This window comes from Methylovulum psychrotolerans (assembly GCF_002923755.1).
GTDB classification, from domain to species: domain Bacteria; phylum Pseudomonadota; class Gammaproteobacteria; order Methylococcales; family Methylomonadaceae; genus Methylovulum; species Methylovulum psychrotolerans.
The window spans coordinates 2141-23303 of record NZ_PGFZ01000021.1 but is presented as its reverse complement, the minus strand read 5'-3'; the positions used below and the strand labels follow the sequence as shown (position 1 = coordinate 23303).

General features: G+C 49.7%; 16 protein-coding genes. 14 read left to right on the top strand and 2 right to left on the bottom strand.

The window, feature by feature from the left end; translation table 11 throughout:
• Window positions 1-145: 145 nt before the first annotated feature.
• The 14 genes from AADEFJLK_RS21955 to AADEFJLK_RS21880 all read left to right on the top strand — a co-directional run bounded on the left by AADEFJLK_RS21955 (window position 146) and on the right by AADEFJLK_RS21880 (window position 19941).
• Entirely contained in the window at window positions 146-412 is a 267-nt protein-coding gene (locus AADEFJLK_RS21955; protein ID WP_103975791.1) for a hypothetical protein, read from the top strand.
• Window positions 409-2838: an Ig-like domain-containing protein gene (locus AADEFJLK_RS21950; protein ID WP_103975790.1), complete on the top strand. Its 2430-nt coding sequence runs from the start codon at window positions 409-411 to the stop codon at window positions 2836-2838. Before AADEFJLK_RS21955 ends, AADEFJLK_RS21950 begins: the two co-directional genes overlap by 4 nt.
• Window positions 2839-2964: 126 nt before the next feature.
• Window positions 2965-6990, top strand: coding sequence for a tetratricopeptide repeat protein (locus AADEFJLK_RS21945; protein ID WP_103975789.1), 4026 nt, complete (start codon window positions 2965-2967; stop codon window positions 6988-6990).
• 614 nt (window positions 6991-7604) lie between these two features.
• Window positions 7605-8885 carry a nucleotide sugar dehydrogenase gene (locus AADEFJLK_RS21930; protein ID WP_103975786.1) on the top strand — a complete coding sequence of 427 codons (1281 nt, stop codon included), beginning with the start codon at window positions 7605-7607 and terminating at the stop codon, window positions 8883-8885.
• Between the two features lie 1118 nt (window positions 8886-10003).
• A complete protein-coding gene (locus tag AADEFJLK_RS21925) occupies window positions 10004-12070 on the top strand; it encodes a PAS domain S-box protein (protein WP_103975785.1) in 2067 nt (688 codons plus the stop codon).
• Entirely contained in the window at window positions 12067-12453 is a 387-nt protein-coding gene (locus tag AADEFJLK_RS21920; protein WP_103975784.1) for a response regulator transcription factor, read from the top strand. The genes AADEFJLK_RS21925 and AADEFJLK_RS21920 overlap by 4 nt, the downstream gene beginning before the upstream one ends.
• 101 nt (window positions 12454-12554) lie before the next feature.
• Window positions 12555-13241 (top strand): hypothetical protein, encoded by a 687-nt coding sequence (locus AADEFJLK_RS21915; protein ID WP_103975783.1) that lies wholly within the window; start codon window positions 12555-12557, stop codon window positions 13239-13241.
• A gap of 136 nt (window positions 13242-13377) precedes the next feature.
• A complete protein-coding gene (locus tag AADEFJLK_RS21910) occupies window positions 13378-14019 on the top strand; it encodes a response regulator transcription factor (protein WP_103975782.1) in 642 nt (213 codons plus the stop codon).
• A 45-nt stretch (window positions 14020-14064) separates the two neighbouring features.
• Window positions 14065-14877 carry a hypothetical protein gene (locus AADEFJLK_RS21905; protein ID WP_103975781.1) on the top strand — a complete coding sequence of 271 codons (813 nt, stop codon included), beginning with the start codon at window positions 14065-14067 and terminating at the stop codon, window positions 14875-14877.
• A 156-nt stretch (window positions 14878-15033) separates the two neighbouring features.
• Window positions 15034-15780 carry a PilZ domain-containing protein gene (locus AADEFJLK_RS21900; protein WP_103975780.1) on the top strand — a complete coding sequence of 249 codons (747 nt, stop codon included), beginning with the start codon at window positions 15034-15036 and terminating at the stop codon, window positions 15778-15780.
• Window positions 15781-16016: 236 nt separating this feature from the next.
• A complete protein-coding gene (locus AADEFJLK_RS21895) occupies window positions 16017-16769 on the top strand; it encodes a Fic family protein (RefSeq protein WP_103975779.1) in 753 nt (250 codons plus the stop codon).
• Between the two features lie 589 nt (window positions 16770-17358).
• Window positions 17359-18573, top strand: a complete 1215-nt coding sequence (locus AADEFJLK_RS21890) for a DUF3466 family protein (RefSeq protein ID WP_170065217.1) — start codon at window positions 17359-17361, stop codon at window positions 18571-18573.
• Between the two features lie 535 nt (window positions 18574-19108).
• A complete protein-coding gene (locus AADEFJLK_RS21885; RefSeq protein ID WP_211299308.1) occupies window positions 19109-19501 on the top strand; it encodes a hypothetical protein in 393 nt (130 codons plus the stop codon).
• 125 nt (window positions 19502-19626) lie between these two features.
• Window positions 19627-19941 carry a hypothetical protein gene (locus AADEFJLK_RS21880; RefSeq protein WP_103975776.1) on the top strand — a complete coding sequence of 105 codons (315 nt, stop codon included), beginning with the start codon at window positions 19627-19629 and terminating at the stop codon, window positions 19939-19941.
• 279 nt (window positions 19942-20220) lie between these two features.
• On the opposite strand, the gene AADEFJLK_RS21875 is transcribed toward AADEFJLK_RS21880, so the two are convergent.
• Both AADEFJLK_RS21875 and AADEFJLK_RS24190 read right to left on the bottom strand, forming a co-directional pair.
• Entirely contained in the window at window positions 20221-20904 is a 684-nt protein-coding gene (locus tag AADEFJLK_RS21875; RefSeq protein ID WP_103975775.1) for a hypothetical protein, read from the bottom strand.
• Between the two features lie 43 nt (window positions 20905-20947).
• A partial coding sequence (locus AADEFJLK_RS24190; RefSeq protein WP_211299307.1) for a DUF2934 domain-containing protein occupies window positions 20948-21163 on the bottom strand: 216 nt, incomplete at its 5' end.

Below are 21163 nucleotides of genomic sequence, written 5' to 3'. Positions count from 1 at the left end.
TACACGGGCTACCGTCGTAGTTGCTGCCGTGACAGCGAGCGCTTGCGATTGGGCGGCCAGGTCTGTTTGGGCTGACTTAAGGCGGCGGCTAAACCGGATCGGGGCGGTAAATCGCCTTAATGGCCCCGCCCACTCCGAATGGGCTATGCAGAATTCGCATCTGCGCTTGCTAGGCCAGAACGCGCAGCGGCGGCTTTTATCCATGGCCGACCGTAAGGTCAGCGTTTGGGAAAAGCCAGCTTGGCAAAAAATGCCGGCCGCAGCGACAGGCGGCGACCATGTCAACAAGGAACGGCTGTTACGGATAAGGTTGCGTTTGGCCGAACACCCTCCAATGGTTATGAGGGGCCGTCACAACCATGCTTCTTCACAACCCGCCCAACCCACCAGCTTAAATATGGAGATGTTATGAAGACACTATTTATTAAAAAACGCGCTAAATGGCACGCTATGGATGCCTGCTTAGCTTTTGTTTACTGGCTGCTGGTTGCCGGTTTGTCAGCGGTGGCCTTAAGCCAACCGGCACAGGCCAGCACCCCGGCCTTGACGCTGGTATCGCTGACTTTTGACGATGGCCTGACCCAATCGCCAGTCCGGAATATTTTGGCCAGCCATGGTATGCAAGGCACTTTTTATGTCAACTCTAACCTGATCAATAGTGGCGGGACTTATTTGACTAAGGCCGAATTGGACGGCTTATATGCTGACGGCAACGAAATAGGCGGGCATACCATCAACCATGTCGACTTGGCGACGCTGTCGGATGCCGCCCAGCAAACGGCAATTTGTACGGATATGCAAAATTTGGTCAATTGGGGATACCCGATACATTCGTTTGCCTATCCGTACGGCTCTACCGGGGTGAATACCCAGAGCATAGTCATGGCCGGATGCCCAGGAGTGGGGACTTATGAAAGCGCCCGCGGGGTCGGCGGATTGTTATCGGGTACGGAATGCACTAGCTGCCCTTGGGCAGAATCCATCCCCGCCAGCAATATTTATCATATTTCCAGCAATAAATCGGTAGACACAACAACAACGCTTGATGACTTAAAAACCTATGTGACCCAAGCAGAAACCAACGGCGGCGGCTGGGTGACTTTGCTGTTCCACCGTGTCTGTGACAATTGCGTGCCGCTGTCGGTCAGCCCGGCCACTTTGGATGCCTTTTTGGCATGGTTGGAAGGACGGCAATTACAGAGCACTTATGTCAAGACCGTGCATCAAGTGATGTCCGGCGATTATCCTAGCCCACCCCAGCTTCAGCTCAGCTCAAACCTGTTGATTAACGCCTCGTTAGAGGATGATATTGACGGTAATAATCAAGCGGACTGCTGGACGAGGGACGGCTACGGAAGCAACAGCCCTAGTTGGACACGCATCAGCGATGCCCATACCGGAAGCTTTGCCGAGCAGTTGAATATCACCAGCTACAGTACGGGTGACCGTAAATTGGTGCCGACGATGGATGCCGGCCAGCCCAATGGCTGTGCGCCAGCCGTGGCGGCAGGCGACGTTTACCAGATTGGCGCTTGGTATAAATCGACCGTGCCGTCTTTCCCCGTACTGTTCTATCTGGACGCCTCCGGTGTCTGGCAATATTGGCGCGATGGTGCGCAATTGCCGGTATCTAACAGTTGGGCACAAATGACCTTTAACACGGGGGCGGTGCCGACGGGGGCACAAGCCATCAGTTTTGGCATCGCCTTGGAGCGCGTCGGTACACTGACCACAGACGACTATTCGCTGGCATTGGTTCAGGATAGCCAAACCAACGCGGATGTCGCCCCCCCCACTATCGCCAATTTCTCACCTGTTAATGGCGCTAACGTCAGCGGCGTGGTGCCCTTGACCGCTTCGGCCACCGACAATGTCGCTGTGCAACGGGTTGAGTTTCTGATCAACGGCACCGTTATCGCTACCGATACCACTAGCCCTTATGCCGCTGCATGGAATTCGCTCACAGCCACGAACGGTGCCGTGGCCTATTCCGTCCGCGCCGTTGACCTGTCCGGTAACACCGCGCTATCCGCCACGAACCAACTGAACGTGTTTAATGACACCACACCGCCTGTGGTATCCCTCACCCAACCGCCTACACCTGTTGAAGGCGGGATAGTATCGGGTTTGGTGGCACTGGCGGCAACCGCAAGTGATGATGTGGCGGTGACGCGCGTAGACTTTTTGGTGAACGGTGCGGTAGTCGGCTCCGCAAATACGGCGCCTTATGCCATTAATTGGAACTCCCTGTTAAACGCCAACGGCGGGGCAACGCTTGCCGCCGTCGCTTTTGATGCGGCGGGTAACCAGACCCAAACACCGATAGTCAACGTGACGGTCAGTAATAATGTCGGGAATTTGCTCACTAACCCCTCGCTGGAACTCGATGCCAACAAAGACGGCATTGCCGATTGCTGGCAACGTACCGGTTATGGCACCAACGCCTATAGTTGGACCCGCATCAGTAACGAAGGCCATACCGGCAACTTCGCCGAACAATTGCAAGTGACCAGTCTGGCCAGCGGTGACCGTAAACTGGTGCAGCGTCAGGATACCAGCACTTGTGCGCCGAGCGTCACGGTAGGGGCCCGTTACACCCTGAGCGGCTGGTACAAGTCAACCCTTCCTGTAGGCATAGTGGTTTATTACCGCAATAGCGCGGGAACCTGGATCTATTGGCAGACCAGCTCTAATGCCGCAGCGGCCAGCAATTGGGCCAAGGCAAGCTATACCACACCACCGGTACCGGCTGGGGCGACCGCCATTTCCTTTGGTTTGTACTTGAATAATATAGGCACATTAGTGACTGATGATTACATGATGACGCTCGCACCCTGAGCGTAGCTTAAGGCCGCGTACCGGAAAACGGGCGGAAGCCCATTGCTGGCCGCCCCTCTTTAAAGTGGCGGCCAGCAGCAAGAACCATTTACCAACACTCTACAAGCGAATAAGGATAGGTATTCAATGTTAGGATTAACTCAGCTTAATTCACAATGGCTGTTTAGCAAACCTGCATCCCAAGGCAAAGCGCTAGGCATGGCCTTAATTTTGCTTTCGGGTAACACCAGACCCGAAGAGATAGCCAACTCCCCCATAGGCTCTGTTCTGGAACATGCCAACGCACTCTATTCGGAAAAGAAGTTCGCTGATGCCCGCCGGGAGTTTGAACAGGCCATTGAGTCCGACAAAGGTTCGTTGCCGGCATGGCGCGGCCTTGCCTGGAGCCATTGGGCGCTAGGGCAAAAAGCGCAGGCTTATCAGATATGGACAGACCTGGCCCAGGCATTTCCTAATGACTTGCCGACTTTGTTGGCGCTCGGCAAAGCTGGCGAGCAAGATAACCGCCAGGCTGAGGCGGCCAATTATTATGGTCAGGTACTAGGGCTTGACCCAAGCAATCAGGATGCACATCAAGGCCGGGCGAGGCTATTGGTCGGCCAACACCAATTCGCCTTGGCGGAGCAGGATTTAACGGCGATCTTGGAGACCGCACCGGCTGACCCCGCCGCCCTATCTCTGCTGGCCGATGCCTTGCTGGGACAAGGCCGCTATGCCCAAGCAGAAAGCGTGTTGCGGACACTCGCACCCGTGCCGGCCAATCTGCGCCGCCTAGGCCGGGCGCTGGCGGCAACGGGTAACTACAGGCAAGCGGCTGATGCCTATAAAAGCAGCTTGGGCGGTAGTGCCGACATAGGCACGCTTAACGCTTGGCGGGGCTTGGGCGACAGCCTGCGCAAAGCCGGCCAAAACCAGCAGGCCTACACGCTTTGGCAGGGTATCTTGCAAGCTTTTCCCAATGATTTGCCGACTTTTTTGGCGCTGGGCAAGGCCAGCGAGCAGGACGGGCTTTGGCAACAAGGCTTGGATTATTATACCCAGGCTTTACAAAAAGCCCCTCAAGAGCAGGCCGCCCGTTTTGGCCGGGCAAGGCTATTTTCTGCCCAGCAAAACTACCCGGCGGCTGAATCGGAGATAAGGCCGATTTTGGCACAAGCGCCTATGGATGCCAAAGCAGGTTTTGCAATGGCCGAAATTTTGGTTGCCCAGCATCGTGACGAAGAGGCGGCACGCCTCTTACAGCCGCTTGTCGAACGCGACCCCAGCCCTAAGAACCTCTGCCGTTTGGGGACTATTTTGGCCGATTTGGGCAAAGATACTGAGTCGGCCAGTTACTTCCAACAAAGCCTGCAATTGGCGCCTGAAGATGATAAGGCCGTGATCGGGCTTGCGCACACTTACTGGAACCGACATGCTTATAACGAATCAATAGCGCTGCTACAGGGGTACTTGGTGAGGCATGGCGACAATGAAGCCGTGCGGACACTACTGGCCGAAAATGCCTCGGCGGCCAGCAATTGGGAGCTGGCTGAACGGGAGCTCAGAACGCTGGCGGCCTTACATCCGGATGACTCCAAATGGCAACTAAGGCTGGCCAGTGTTTTACATAGGGCAGGGCACCACGGGGAAGCGGTAAAAATAGCCCACGACGTGTTGGCTAAGGAACCCGATAAAATACCGGCCATCAGCCTAATTGCCGACGATGCCGTATTTTCTGGAGATATTGGCGCCGCCGTGTTCTGGGCCGCCAAGCTTGCGGCCATCGAACCGACTTCAGAGCGGCTGAGCCGGGTTGCCAAATTGCGCATCGAGTTGGGGGAGGGTAACGATACCCAAGGCAAACATGAAGCGGCAATGAGCCAATATCGGGCGGCCTTGCATGACTTGGAGCAAGCCGCCGCCCTCGATCCGGTTAAATCGATGGCGCCGGTTGACATGCTCCGCGTCCTGCGCCTTCAGGGACAGTTAGCGGAAGCGGCCAAGCTTGGCGAACAGCTTTACGCCAAGTACCCCAATTCCGTGGATGTCATCAAACAGCTTGCCCTTATCTATAAGGATCAGGGCGACTATTCGGCGGCCAGCATCATGCTCGAACACAGTAGGCCTTTTTTCCCCAACAGCTCGTCATTACAGGAAAACCTTGCCGAGCTGGCCTATGCCAAGGGCGATAAAGACCAAGCCTTTACAATGCTCAATGGGCTTATAGCGTCCCCGTCCCAAACTATCCCGGTCTTGCTTTACCATGGCATCACGGCTTCTGACCGCCAGGACACCGTGCCTTTACAAAATTTCAAAGACCAATTATTGGCCCTAAAAAGGGCAGGTTATCAAGCGATCACCATTACCCAACTGCGGAGTTTTTTTGACGGGCAGTCCCTGCTGCCCGCCAAACCTATTTTGATCACGTTTGATGATGCCCGTTCGGACAGCTTTCAGTATGCGGATCCCGTTTTGGTAGCAACGGGTTTTCAAGCGACGATGTTTGTGCCCGTAGGTGATGTCGCCGCGCATCAGCCCTATGCGGCAGTCTGGCCAACCGTCAGAAAAATGTTTGCGACCGGGCGCTGGGACATGCAATGTCATGGGGCCAATGCGCAGCACTATGTCGCCGTTAATGCCCAAGGCGGTAAAGGCCATTTTCTTGCCAACAGGATGTGGCTGGCGGATGCGGCCCGCTTAGAAACGGATCAGGAATACGCCGCGCGTATTGAGCGTGATTTGCTGACGTGTAAAGAAACCATAAGCCGCGAGGTACCCGGCGTGAATATTTTTGCTTTCGCTTTCCCCTATGGTGACCAAGGGCACCGGTCGCTTTCTAATGCCACCGAAGCATTCGGCATTAACCAAGGCCTGATAAAAAAACATTTTAGCTTGGCTTTTAACGTCGACAATACTTATCTGGTTTCCGGCACAACATCCAGATTTACCTTACCGCGCTTTGAAGTGCCTAGGACGTTTTCCGGACAAGACCTTGTCCGGCAGTTACAGGCCATAAACCCCGAACGGTCGGCATCTTACAAATTGGCGCATTTGGATGTGGAATCCGGGCATTACGCACAGGCTTTGACCATCTACGATAAGTTAGCTGACCAAGGGGCGGGCGATAACGCCGAATTGCTGCTTGCTTCAGGCAAGGTGCTCAATTGGAGCGGCGACCATGCCGCCGCCAGGGAGCGGCTTACCCAAGCATCGGCGCTGCGCCTCAACGATACCGCGATTCAAAAGGAAATCGCGGTGCTTGACCGTCGCCTGAAACCGACCCTGCAATTGAGCGGCCTTTATTTCAATGACAATGCCCACCGCTCTTATTACAGTTTCAGCCCCGCAATCAATTATCCTATTTCGGATGCGCTAGCGTTATCGGTATCTTACAAGTACCTGAATTTCTATCAAAAACTCACGCCGCCCAGTGCGGGGGCGGCAACTGGCGAAGAGCATTTTCAAGCCGATGGGAATCAGTTTGAAGGCCAGTTAAACTATGAATTGGGCCGCCGTTCCTCTATAGAGGTGTCGGCAGGCGCTATGTACTTCTCCGGCCATGCGTCTTCTGAACCGTCAAAATCCGCCCCGACATTCCCTTTAGCGGCGGCCAAATTGAATGCCGGTATCGGTGACAGCTTGGATTTGTCCATCGCCGTCGACCATACTTTCGTCAACACGGCCGGGGCAATTTTAAACAACATTGCCTTCACCCGAATTTTGGGCGGGGCCACCATAAAATTGTCCGACCCCCTCAGTTTAAGCATCAGCCATGCTTATTTTGACTATACCAATAACAACCAACGCAACCGGACTGAGGTGGAGTTGGACAGCAAGGTTTGGGACGACCCGAACGTCACGGTTGGCGCCCAGTTCATCCATGACGACACCGCGCATACTAGCCGGTTGTTTTGGGCGCCGCAAAATTATATGGCCTTTGCCGTCCCGGTCAACTTTAAAAAGAAGTGGGGGCAATCTGTCGTTGCGACACTAGCCGTTGAACCGGGCATGGGGAAGGAAGCGGGCAATGAGTTTAAGTTTCAGATCAACTCGACCGGCATGTTAAGTTGGAATTTGAACGACGACCTTAGCCTAAACCTTTCTGCGAACCGTTATCAAGCCGCCACTTATGCCAACTTTAGTGCATTTGTCGGCTTCGCCATGAAGTTTTGACAAGAACGGCCAAGCCGTTTGTTTACATTAAATTAATAACTGACGTTACGCAGTAACGTCGCTTTACCCCCCGTTTGCCGCGCCGAGCACCGCAGGTTTTGTCGGGACAAGCCCGAATACCCGCAGGGCATAAATACCCGCAGGGCATAAATACCCGCAGGGCATAAAGGCAGGAGCCCACTCTGCCGACCCCCGGCAAAACCGAGGAGCGCAGGAAGAAGCGGCAATCGGGCCGCCTTCTGACTCGTGCCGTCCAGGCACTCGCACTTCGTGTGCGGTGCATCCAAATCTGCTCCCGGCAGATTTGTCTTTGGATACTTTCTTTTCGACTGCATGGATGACACCCTCTGGGGCGTAAAGGAGGTAGAGCAACGCCACCACAGGGGTGGTCTGGAGACAGAGCAGTTGCCGAGGCGGAGCAAAAGACAAATCCGCCGGGAGCGGATTTGGTGCCAACCCGAAGGGCAAAACCCATGGATGGGTTTTGCAGAGTATCTCGCCTTCGGGTGCGAGAACCCGATTAAAAAAACCGTCGCGGTAGCGACTCATTATTTGTTTTTTAAACCGCAGAATATGTCTGCGTAACATCAGTTAATAATCCAAAGGAAAATAGTATGTCAATTATTGCAGTTATAGGTTTAGGTTATGTGGGTTTGCCGCTGGTTGTTGAGCTGGGCAAGCATTCACGCACCATCGGTTTTGATATTGCCGAACATAAAGTCGAATCTTGTAAAAATGGCGTTGACCCGTCCCATGAATTGTCCGAGGACGCTATGCAGGCGGCCGTCTATGCGGAGTATTCTTCAGACCCCAGCCTGTTGTCCGAGGCGGACGTTATTATCATGGCCGTACCGACCCCGGTTGACGGGGCGCACATTCCCGACTTTAGCCCGCTCATAGCGGCCAGCCGCTTCGTCGGCAAATACATGAAGAAAGGCACGGTGGTCATTTATGAATCCACCGTCTATCCGGGCGCAACCGAAGAAGTGTGCATTCCGGTTCTCGCCAAGGAATCAGGCATGGTTTGGAAACAGGATTTTTTTGTCGGCTACTCGCCCGAACGGATCAATCCCGGCGACCGCGAACATACCTTAAGCACCATTCTGAAAGTGGTGTCGGGCGATACGCCGGAAACCCTGGAGATAGTCGCAAACGTTTATGAAAGGATAGTCAAGCCCGGCGTTTACCGCTGCTCTAGCATCAAGGCGGCAGAAGCCTGCAAAGTGATCGAAAATACCCAGCGTGACCTAAATATCGCGCTGATGAACGAGTTGGCGATCATTTTTGACATGCTCGGCATCGACACCACCGAAGTCTTGGAGGCGGCCGGCAGCAAATGGAATTTTCTGAAATTCAAACCCGGCTTGGTCGGTGGGCATTGTATTGGTGTCGACCCTTATTATTTGACCCATAAAGCCGTGATGCTGGGCTACCATCCGCAGGTTATTCTTGCCGGCAGACGCATAAATGACGGCATGGGTAAATTCATCGCCGAGCAAACTCTTAAAAACATGATCGCCTGCGGCAGTTATGTGAAAGGCGCAAGGGTCAATATATTAGGGTTGACCTTTAAAGAAAATTGTTCTGATATGCGCAACTCTAAAGTCATGGACATCATTAATGAGTTAAAAAAATATGGTGTGGACGTGTTTGTCCATGATCCGTATGCGGATCCCGATGAAGCCATGAAGGAATATGGCTTACGGTTACTGTCTTGGGAGGATATGCCGAGAGCGGATGCCATTGTCGCGGCGGTGTCGCATGAGCAATTTACCGCGTTATCGGTTGAGGATTTTCAGAAAAAACTGATTAAAGGCGGGTGTTTTATCGATGTTAAGTCTTATTTCAATGTGCATAAACTGGAACAGGCCGGCATTAAAGTTTGGCGGCTGTAGTGGGGGCTAGAGCACTCTTTAGCGTGTGGCACCCACGGCTATGCCGTTGCCGATATTATGCCCAACTCCTGTAATTACGCTTGTTTAAAAGCCCACCGCCTGTTGTAGGCATAATAGGCGGTGGGCGCGACCAGCATTGCCTGGTCTAAGATAGCGTGTGCAGGCGGCAAAAAAGTAGCTTCTTCTGCACTTATCCCCGCAAAAACACGGTATCACAAATTGCTTCCTATTGCCTGTAAAGTTTCCACCTTCCTTCTGCCGTATTTCCCATTACCCAGCCATTTTAAAAACCTACTAAAATAGTAAATAAAAATCTTTGATTATTTTATTAAACCCTATTGCGGTAATCTGGCGGTTTTTCCTGCCCATTCTTTAATGCCAATAGCACTTCAAAAATCCTATAAAAAATTAAATAAAATTACTATAAAAGTTATTTATTTAAATTAATGCGCATTTATTTTAATTTAAAGTTTAACTAATTTAAATAAAAAACCCTATAACTTAAATGGATAATAGGGCACCCTATGAAACCCCAACGGACACTTTTGTGCCGAAACCTAATATTGTTTATTAAGGCAGGTTGGCGGTGTATGGAAGATTGCGTAAGCTGGTCAGAAAAAAGTCAGAGCTAATATTATTTTTACATCAAATTCAAATTTTTACTATATAAAAAGCCTTTAAACAAAAATTTCCCAGTGTTTGGGATGGTTGCCGCTGAAGATAGGCGGAAGCACCATGCTGATACCTATCCTGACATAGAAAAATGAATATATTTACTATCCATTTTATATCCATTAATACCCCATTTAGAACGTTTGTTATCAAGGGATTTTTGCATCAGAATAACCAAAAGGTTAAAAGATTAACAGATTGGGAAATCGCTACGCCATGTTGCCGACCACAATAAAAATTGTAATTTTTGCTTGGCGTTTGGCGTTATCGCCTGAGAACGGCGACAGCCCTATAGCGTTGCATTATAAGTATTTTGACAAGATACCTGCGATTTGGGAGGCATCATTTTAATGAGGAATAAATTTGTTCCTAACGGGGCAAAACCGCAGTAACTACATCTTTGGGGGCTGGTACAGCGCCAGTAAGCATTATTAAGGAGAGCCGTCATGACAATAACATCGAAAAATAATCTCTATAACTCCTGTTGGGCCGGTTCCAGAAGCGCTAAGTTCCGTAGGCGTAGCGAACGCAGCTTTTTATTGGGCACTTCTTCTGAAACCATACGCGCCCTTCATGAGCCGCAGGCATATCAGGGAGCTGACATGACCCAAAGTGAAAAGCTGCCCTATATACCCGCAGAATTACAGAATGTGCAGGCCTGCTACATTGAGCTTTACGACCAACTGCCCGTAGGTTACCTCTCACTCGACCATAAGGGGCTGATCTTGGCGGCCAATCTTACGGCTAGCCTGTTATTGCGGATAACAAAAGAGGCCTTTATCGGGCGGCCATTAAGTGATTTTGTCATTCCGGAAGATCAAGATGCCTGTGCCTTGTATTTTCGGCAACTGCTGGGCGGCGGCGAGTGGCGTACTTTTGAGCCGCGCCTGTTGCGTAAAGACGGCGCTAAGATATGGGTCAGGCTGGATGCCGGTGTGGTTAGGGATAAAGCCAGCGGCGCAATCAGCTTGTGTACGGTCATCAATGACATTACGGAACTCAAACACTCCGAAGAACAGCTGCGTAACGGTTTAATACGGCTTCAGGCCATTATTGACACGGCGGTCAACGGTATCATTACGATTGACCACCGGGGCATCATCCGGGTTTTTAATAAAGCCGCCGAGACCATGCTGGGTGTATCGGCGCAAGAAATCATCGGCCACAGCATCAATAAGCTGATGGGACTGTCACAAAGCTTTGACGGTTGTTTCCCATCCCCTACCGAAAAGCCTAAGCCCTTCCGTATCCAACGGGAGTTTAGCGTGCGGCGGAAAGATGGAGCCAGCCTTTTATTGAGTGTCGGTATTGGTGACTTCCATGAGGGGAACGAGCGGTATTATACCGGCATCCTTCGGGATATTACCGAGCACAAACAAGCCGAACAGGCTCTTCAAGACAGCGAAGAGCGGCTGGCCTTAGTCTTGGATGCGAGCGGGGAAGGCCTTTGGGATTGGGATATCATTGGGAATAAAACCCACCATAATGACAAATGGTATGAACTGCTCGGTTTAGACAAAAATATCCCCACCTACACCCAGCCGTCGTTTTTTATCACACTGCTCCAAGAGGATGACCGCAAAGACGTGTTGCGCAAGCTCCGGCTAGCGCTTAGGACGGGCGAGCGTTTCCATAGTGAGCACCGTTTGCGCAGGGCGGACGGCAGTTATATTTGGGTGCAGGAGAATGGCATTGTTGTGAAGCGGGATGCGAAAGGCAAGCCTGTGCGTATGGTAGGCAGCTTCGTCGATATCACTGAGCGTAAACACTACGAACAGCAGCAACGCGAATACCATAGCCAATATGAACGGCTATTGAAGCTTGAGATTGTTAACCAAACCGTCGCCGCGATCGCCCATGACCTTAACCAACCGTTGAGTGCGGCGGCTTCTTATGCCGATGCCGCCCACTGCTTATTTCAGGCCGGCAATAAGCAACCGGAAAAATTGGTCTACGCGCTGGAGCAAAGCACCGAACAAATCCGCAGAGCCGGCCAGTTCGTCCATCAGTTGTTCGGGTTTCTGCGTACTGGGGAAACCGTCACCGCGCCGCTTTCCCTTAACCACATCGTGCGTAAAGTCGTTGCCGTCCTGAAAGAAGATGGTCGGATCCAGCAATTTACCGTCAAGCTTAGCCTGGAAAAGAACCTTCCCAAGGTACAAGCCAATACCCTGCAACTTGAAAAAGTGTTGATTAACCTGCTATGTAACGGCGTTGAATCTATGCACGCCATCGGTCTGACGGCAGGTTCCCTAATGGTGACAGTCTGCGCTATCAGTACCTCCGAGGCACAGGTTTGTATCCGGGATTGCGGCCAAGGTCTTGATGCGGAAGCGGCTAAGCGTATTTTTGAGCCTTTTTATAGCACCAAGTCCCATGGCTTAGGGATGGGTTTGGCGATCAGCCGGGCTTTGGTTGAAGCTCAGGGCGGACGACTGTGGTTCCAGGCAGACGACAACCCCGGCGCGGCGTTTTATTTAACTGTCCCTTTCGCATCCACAAGGCCTTTATGAACACGCAACCTACTGTTTTTATTATTGATGATGACCATGATGTCCGGGGAGGCATGGCTTTACAACTGGGGGCATATGGTTTTACTGTCGAAAGCTTCGCTTCCTGTAAAGACTTTTTAGCCATTTTTGATCCGCAGGCCACAGGTTGTCTGGTGCTTGACGTTTGTATGCCCAATATGACAGACCCCGAACTACAGGCTGAATTGCTCCGTCGGGACATTAGCATTCCGATCATTTTTCTCTCCGGGTATGAAGACATTTCGGTGGCGGTTAAAGTTATTAAGGCGTGGGCCGTTGATTTTCTAACCAAGCCGGTGAACGGACAAAACCTGCGTGATAGCGTCCGTACGGCTATGGCCATAAACCAACAAAGATACTGGTAACTATATGGTTTGTCATAAATTTCTACGTCATACACAGGGCAATAACCTAAAAATAATAGTGGTTGGCTTACTTCTAGTACGCAATATTTAGAGGAGGTTCTATGAACCGTATACAGCGCATTAAAAAAATATCCCGGTCAACCTATCATAGCGAACGCAGAAAAGTGGCTATCCATGAAGCCGGCCATGCCGCCGCCATTTATTTTGGCAACCGGGAAAAAAAATTGCCGCCGGTTTTTTTTCAGATCGTTGTGCAAACCTTAGATAGCTATTTTCAACAAGCCCTTTTTGTCAAGCAACATTGCCAACAACCGGTCGCAAAAATAGAAGGTGGCCGTTTGATCCAGAGTTTGCCGCCTGCTGCTGGGGGAACCGAAAAATTTTCCACTCCACAACTGCTTACTTATAAAACCGCATTTGAAGCCGATATGATCAATCTGTTGGTAGGGCCTTTAGCGGAAGCTAAATACAGTGCAATACGGGATGACGAACTGCTGGGGCCACGATCGATAAATGCCTATGCGTTAACTTATTATGGCGGTTTGTCTGATTTAACAATTGTCAACCAGTACTTGGATTACTTGACTGATAGTGATGAGTTGAGGGAAAACGAATTGAACCGGTTATTTTTGGCCGCATTCAATTTTATCAGCGAAACACCCCATTGGCTCGCGATCACCGCGTTGGCCGATTATATTTTAGCTAACCATGCCAATGTCATTGACTACCACGAAGCCATTTCCGTACTTGAAGCGGGTAGCCGTGCCACCCGGTATTTTTATTGTTAATACTAAGTGCCTTTATTGCCGGGCAGACGGTTACCTTAAGCCTTCAATAAGCGGTTAAATGTTTAACGGAGTGTAGCTTAAGAGCCACCGCCGCCGACCGGGTCGTAAAGACAGCTACTGAATGAGGATAAATGCAATGAAACAAGATGACCTTACCCGTTTAGTTTATATCGTTGACGATGATTTTTCAGTGCGTGATTCGCTCAGGCTGTTAATTGAAGCAACAGGACAAACTGTCAGACAGTTTGAGTCTGCCGAAGCGTTTTTGCATGACTACAACCACCAGGTGCCCAGCTGCCTTGTGTTGGATGTGAACCTGCCCGGAATGGACGGGCTTGGCCTTCAGCAACAGCTGGCGAAAAAAGACATCGCCATCCCTATTATCTTTATCAGCGGCCATGCCGGCATCCCCGATTCGGCAAAAGCCTTTAGGGCCGGTGCCGTCGATTTTCTGAAAAAACCGTTGGATACCGCGTTATTGATTGAACGGATCAACGAAGCGCTGAGGAAAGACACAGAGGCTTGGCAAGAACGGCGCAGCAAACTGGAAAGACAAGAGCGGATAGACCGGTTAACTGACCGGGAAAAAGAAGTGCTGCATCTTATTATGGACAGCTATTCAAACAAAGAGGCGGCTCGAATTCTTGGTATCAGTTACCGTACCATTGATTTGCATAGGGCGCATATCATGGAAAAACTGGAAGCGGGCAATATCGTCGGCCTGATTAGGATAGCCATGTACAACAATGAATTAAATAACAAGGCACTTTGCGCTTAACCCAAATGCTGTGCAAGCTGATTCAGATTAAAAAGGTATTTTAAGATGGCCAATTCGAAATTATTAAACCTATCAACGTTATTGTTGTTTGTTGTTTTTAACACAGCGGCTTCAGGGGAGGTTTTTATTGATGATTTTGATAATGTCGCCACACTGAGTGAAACCGGCAATATGAGCGATAGCCCTGACCCGCATTGGTGGCTTAATTCCGGCGCCTATTTCTACCGTGCCAACGGTATCGCTAGCACGGTGACAGGCGAGCTTTCAGGTATAGACCGCTTCCGTTTGCTCTACGCGGCCTCTAATCCCATCGACACTGACAATGGCTATAGGCCACAAAATATATTCCGTTTAGTAACGCTCGGCAAATTTAAGAACTTCACCCAACAAGTCTTTTTCAATATTAAAAACATTAACCTATCGGCCAGCCCGAACCGCAACCAATCCAACGGTGTGCTGTTTTTTCACCGCTATCAGGACGGTAAAAACCTTTACTATGCCGGGATTCGGGTCGATGGTTTTGCCATCGTTAAAAAGAAAAGCCAAGGCCGCTATTATGAATTGAAATCCGTTGCGGTATACCCCGGAGCTTATAACCGCGAAACCCTTCCTAACCTGCTGCCTGTCAACCGTTGGGTTGGGCTTAAAACCGTTATCGCAGACACCGCTAATGGTAGCGTCGATATATCGTTGTATCTCAACGATCAGCAACTCGGCCCTGGTTGGACAAAGGTGCTTGAAATTGAAGATACCGGGGCTGATATTGAACGTATTTTAACGCCAGGGTACGCGGGAATCCGTAGTGATTTTATGGATGTGAATTTCAATCACTATGAGGCGGCGGAAAACCAGAACTAAATACGCTTTTTCACACATCACGTCCATGGTGGGTTTATCCGCAGATGTCAGAATATTTTTACCACTAAAAAATGCTTAAAAAACCATAGTATTCGTGATGCAATAAAAATCATCCTAACCCAACGAAAAATAATTTTTTAAAATACCGGAGACAGTATGGGCACTCAACTACAGCAACGCGCTTACCGTAAAGCCACCCACTTGGATGGCTGGGTCTATTTGGGCGGCAAAATGCGTAAAATAACCATTAAAAACCTTTCCATATCAGGGGCATTGGCCGTGTTGATCCCTGAAAATTTACACGTTGGCAATGATCATCAGCAAACCCTAAAAAATTTGTCATTATCTAAAACGCTGGATTTTTTTCTGCCCCCGTTGCGGTTATCCGGTATCGCTAAAGTCGTTAGGATAACCATTACGGAAAACTTACAGGTATCTTTTGCGATGGCTTTTCAAGAGCTGAACCATTCGGAAGATAAGCCTTGTTTTAACCGTAAAAATTATCGTGCCAAAATAACCATTCCTGGGAAGTTGTTTTTAAACGGCTACTATTTTGATTTTATGACGGTCAACATGTCGGTTGATGGCCTGATGATCCGTTTACCCATTGTCTTTGGGGTCGAACAAGGGATGGTTGTGGCATTCAAATTCCCTCATGCCAACCTTAAAGGACAGGCCACGGTGATTTGGACGATGGATAACGAAAACTGTGAAACGCTCATAGGCCTACAACATATCGCGCCCGATAATCCAGTTGGTGGGTATCCCGCCCCTCTCGATGTATCTGATAACCATCTGGAGCCGGTAGGGCAACGGCGCGGCGACACTTGCCCCCCTTATTTGTTTTGTGGCAAAACCTGGGCAAACCAACTGTCGGAGCCACAGAAAATGCGCCAGTGGTAAGCTGAAAATTGCGCTAACCCCAAAACTATTGCGAAACCGTCAATTTTTATGCAATTAGGCTTATTCTGTCTGTGGCACGGACAAAATAAGCCTAAAACCGCGCAAGCGGTTATAGGCGTTTAGTTGTCGGTTTAGGGCGTTAACCGCTAAATAAGGGCTGGTAATCCAAGGTCTAGTCAGAAAAGTCCTATCTAATCATCCTGCATTGGGAAACACCGTACAAAAATGGATCAATAATGAACCTCATCGACCCGTTTGCCGAAATAGACTGCCTTAAATCCCGTTTGGGCACTTTATGCCCTTTGCCAGAATATACCGTCCGTACCCTACATGAACAGCAAATCCTCGGATGGATTTACCATTCCAACGCTATCGAAGGCAATACCCTGACAGAGAAGGAAACCAACGTCGTGTTGGAAGGCGTCACTATCGGTGGCAAGCCGTTACGCGAACATTTCGAGGTCATTAACTACAAAAAAGCGATTAATTATGTGGAGGCGCTTGTCCATGCAAAAGCATTATTAAGCGAATTGCACATTAAGTCCATCCATCACTTCATTCTGAAAAACATCGACGACCGCAATGCCGGCCAATATCGGCACGAAAATATTGTGGTGGCCGGTGCCGAACATGTGCCGCCCCATTTTCTTAATGTGCCGGAAGCGATGGCTTCCCTAATAGAAAAGTATGGTGCGGAGGAGCATTTGCATCCGGTTGAATGCGCCGCCCGGTTACACGCCGATTTTATTGGTATTCATCCGTTTGTCGATGGGAACGGCCATACTGCCCGCCTGTTGATGAATTTTGAGCTGATTCGGCGGGGGTTTTTGCCGGCAATTATTCCGGTTTGGCAACGCTTGGAATACTATGATGCATTAGATACTGCTCATACCTGTGGTGAATACACACTTTTTATCGAGCTAGTGGCGGGCTTGGAGCAGACGGCCTTGGCGCGATATTTACGGATTATCCAAGGTAGCCCCAATTAAACGCCTCAGCACCAAAAAATGCTTAATACTCGATTATCAAGTGTTAGTGGCTATTGCGCTTGCTGCGGCAGGGATGATCGCCTACATATTCCGGATTTGGATGGCTTGGACAAACGCAGCCTAATCATAGCCCTTATCCCCGCCCATGGCTTGGGGGTCTCCAGTGTCAAGCCCACAAAGAGTTAGCTTCCAATATCGTTGGCCTCACCGCCTGTCAAGATGTGGATTTTGATGCCTAAACCAAGACCCCGCAAAACTCACAGCACCCGTTCAGACATTTCCTCACCCTATAAATGCGGTTATTCCCCCAAATAACCGCCGCCATGCCTTATCTGGCCATTTTACCCGGCACCAGTCGCTTGACCCCAAATAAACTAACTTTCGCCACCCTGACTTAAAGGGCGGCACTAGGTATTTATACCTATAGATTTTATGTTGCCCTTTTTGCTTAAATACCCCCAACACAGGCATTGATGGCATATCATTATGTTTTTTAAAAAAAACTTACGCAACTAGCCCATCCCGAACAGAACGCACGCCTTAACCAACCCTTTGTCAGTTACTTTATTCGATGTGTAAGGAAATCGCCATGAAAATACATTTTGCAGTTTGCCGACTGCTTGCGCCCGCTCTTGCGGCAAGCACTTTAGGGCTGTCCGGACCATTATTGGACGATTATAAAATCGTTGGTCTTGGTACATTGGGGGGTGTCCGTTCCAGTGCTAATGCCATCAATGACCAAGGCCAGGTGGTTGGCCATAGCGAAACGTCTACGGGTGAAAGCCACGCTTTCCTTTGGGTACAAGGTAAGAAACACGGGATCATGAAAGATCTTGGCACTTTGGGAGGAGCTGATTCTGATGCGGTGGACATCAATAGCCACGGCCAAGTGGTCGGAATTAGCGATACCGGCAGAGGTGCGGAACGAGACCTTTTCCCGCATGCTTTTTTATGGAAAAAGGGCGTGATGAACGATTTGGGCACGGCGGGCGGAAAGTCGGTTTCCTCCGCCCACGCGATCAATGACTACGGCCAAGTGGTCGGTGCCGGCAGGGACAACTATTTTTCCGAATTATCACAAGCCATCTTGTGGGATAAGGGGGTCATGACTGACTTGGGCAATCTGGGCGGGGCATCGGCTTATACCGTCAGCATTAATGCCCAAGGCCAAATCGTCGGTAATGGCAGCGATACATGGCTTGAACCTAATGTAAACCGCGCCTTCATCTGGAATAAAGGCCTGATAAGCGACCTCGGTACATTGGGTGGAGACCGCGCCTCCACCAGCGCCATCAATAATCGGAGCCAGATCGTCGGTGCCAGTGAAACGGCCAGTTATCAAATCCATGCCACCCTCTGGCATACAGGCACCATAACCGATCTTGGGACTTTGGGCGGCGGGTATTCATACGCCGTGGACATCAATGATAAGGGGCAGGTGACAGGCACCAGTGATACCGCCGTCCTTGGCAAACAGCACGCGTTTTTGTGGCATAAAGGCCGGATAACCGATTTGAAAACCTTGGGCGGATGTTGTTCCTTCGCGGTTGCCATTAATGATCATGGCCAGATTATTGGCCTCAGCACAATCGCCACGGGTGAATACCACGCTTTCCTGTGGGAGCATGGCAAAATGCTCGACTTGGGCACATTAACCGGTGATAGTTCCTCAATACCTAACGCCATCAATACCTTAGGCCAGATAGTAGGCAGCAGTGCAGCCGTCACGGGTGAAAGCCATGCGGTTTTGTGGGAAGCTTCATATAGGACACACAGCCAGACCAAGCCCTCAAATCCTGACTAATGTGGCACTAATAGCGGTAAGCTATTACAGGCTTTAAGTCAGTGATTAGGGGGTAATTTTGCCAAACCAAAGCCTTGCATCATATTTTTCTTGTTTTTCCGTAACTACTCAGCCCCCTTAATATCTACATATAGCATATAAATTAAAATATAAACTCTATATGTAGATTGTTTTTGGAATCACCGTCCAAAATCATCCAAAAAAAGAGGGAATTATTCTAAAAAATGAAGACACGGGCATCTTTTTAAATTTTAAACCATTGTTTATAAATGGTTAATTTTTTACAGGGGGGGGGCTGCTGAGTAGTTACGTTTTTCCATTAATTGCACGCCTAAAAAACTTTTAGAGTTTTTATTTTAACTATACGATCCCAAAAACCAAAGCTCTGCCAACGCCTTTGCCAGCGACCTCCTATTCTTAAGGAAATCTGTTATGAAAATACCTTCCATGCTGTGCCGGCTGCTTGTCCCCGCCATGGCGGTAAGTGCTTTGGGCTTATCCCAACCGCTGTTGGCCGATTATCGGATCATTAACCTTGGCACATTGGGGGGGAACCAATGCCAGGGCCAATGCCATTAATGACCAAGGGCAGGTGGTCGGCAACAGCGACACGTCTACGGGTAAAAGCCACGCCTTTCTTTGGGAAAAAGACCGGAAAAAAGGGGCTATGAAAGACCTCGGTACCTTGGGTGGGACTTATTCCGATGCGGCGGATATCAACAACCAAGGCCAAATAGTCGGCGGCAGCGAGACGACACCGTTAGGTACGTCAACCCGGCCTTCATATCATGCCTTTTTATGGAAAAAAGCCATGATGCACGACCTTGGGGCTGCGGGAGCGACCGCGACCGCTGTCTCCAATGCGATAGCCCTTAATGGCATAAGTATCTACACAAGTTTATGTATTAAAAATCATTATGTTAAGTAAATAATAGCGTTATTTCATATAAATAATTGCTGTTTTAAGCCGGATTTCTCTGGTCAAAGAACTAAAAATCTAGCCGCTATCTGCAAGAATCTCTATATAACATATTGTTTTTAAAATAATTAAACTTGTGTAGATACTTATGCCTTAATGGGCGGGGGCAGGTGATCGGTTCGGGCAGGGGCAGCAGCAGCGCTTCCGAAGTCTCTCATGCCATTCTGTGGAACAAGGGCAAATTGACCGACCTCGGCAATCTGGGTGGGGCTTCGGCCTATACCACCGGTATCAACGCGCGGGGACAAGTATCCGGCAATGGCAGTAACACTTGGCGTGAACACAGTACCAACCGCGCATTCCTGTGGGATAAAGGCGTGTTGACTGACCTCGGCACTTTGGGTGGCGAGTACACCTCCACCAGTGCCATCAATAGACATCCTTCCTAAATGTTGCCAGATATCAGGTTAACCAGCACGGCCACCACCAGAATTCGGTCTTGCTCGTCAAAAAGACAAAAGACAAGCCGCTTTCAACCGCCGCTGCAAGATTTTCAGTATCGTCAAAAACGTTTACCGGGGCAAACACAAAAACTACTCCCTGACATGGAGCTTGGTGGCCGCGTTGGTTAACCTGAGATATGGCAAAATTTAGGAAAGATGTCTATTATTTGTTTTCCAAATCGCAGAAAATGTCTGATGTAACATCAATTGCTTAGCAAATCCCCATTAAATAAGACGGTTTCTTGCCCGGTATTGCTGCTCCAACACAGTGGCCACCTCTTCACAAGCAATCTCATCCTTATCGCAAGCCAGGATATGGACGGCTAACTGGGTAATGGCCGCCCAGTTTGCCGGATCGTCAACAAAAGCGAACGCCTGCGTTAAAAAATGCGCCAGACTTTCATTTTGTACCTGCTGGTCGTCAGAATAGCTTTGCAAATACTCATGGACGAGTGCCAAGTCGGCTTCCCCACCATAATTGTTGAGTGCCTGCACGGTAAGCAATTGGATTTTAAACGGCTCGTTATCCATACGGGCAATATATTTGGCTTCCGCCAAGGGGCCGACCAGCAGATTGACGATGTCCGCCTCAAAGGCCGGGTGGTATCGGTCGGTAAACTGGAACCGGATGGCATTCTGATCCTCAGTATGGGAAGGCAGCGTGTGGATTAGACGACCACCTTTAATCCTGGAAGTACACCCATGCAGACCATCCCTATCCTTTAAAACCGATACGACCGCACCGTCCTGCAAATTATCCAAAAGAATCTTAAAAAAAACGGGTGGCAATTTTTTTAAACGGTTGTTGAGATAAATGGCCGCCGCATGGCCTGCTTCATGATAAGCGACCAGTTTTTCTAGCATGGCATAATTATTGTTATTTATATTTCTGACAACCCTGCGTTTCATAGTAAATTCTCTAAAATTGCTTTGCAAAAGCGGTCATGGCCGATTAACATTCTTGAAACCAATAGGAAACCTGTTTGCTGATTTCCGCTTCCGCCGCCAGCCAATCCTGCAATTCGTCGCCGCCTATGCAGTCCCTTTTTTCAGATTTGTAATAGGCACATATATAGCTAATCCGATATAAAAAGATGTCCTGTAACCGCCCCAGTGAAGAGGTCGTCAACGGAACATCGTGCTTGGTTGCGGATGGATTTAAGCTGTG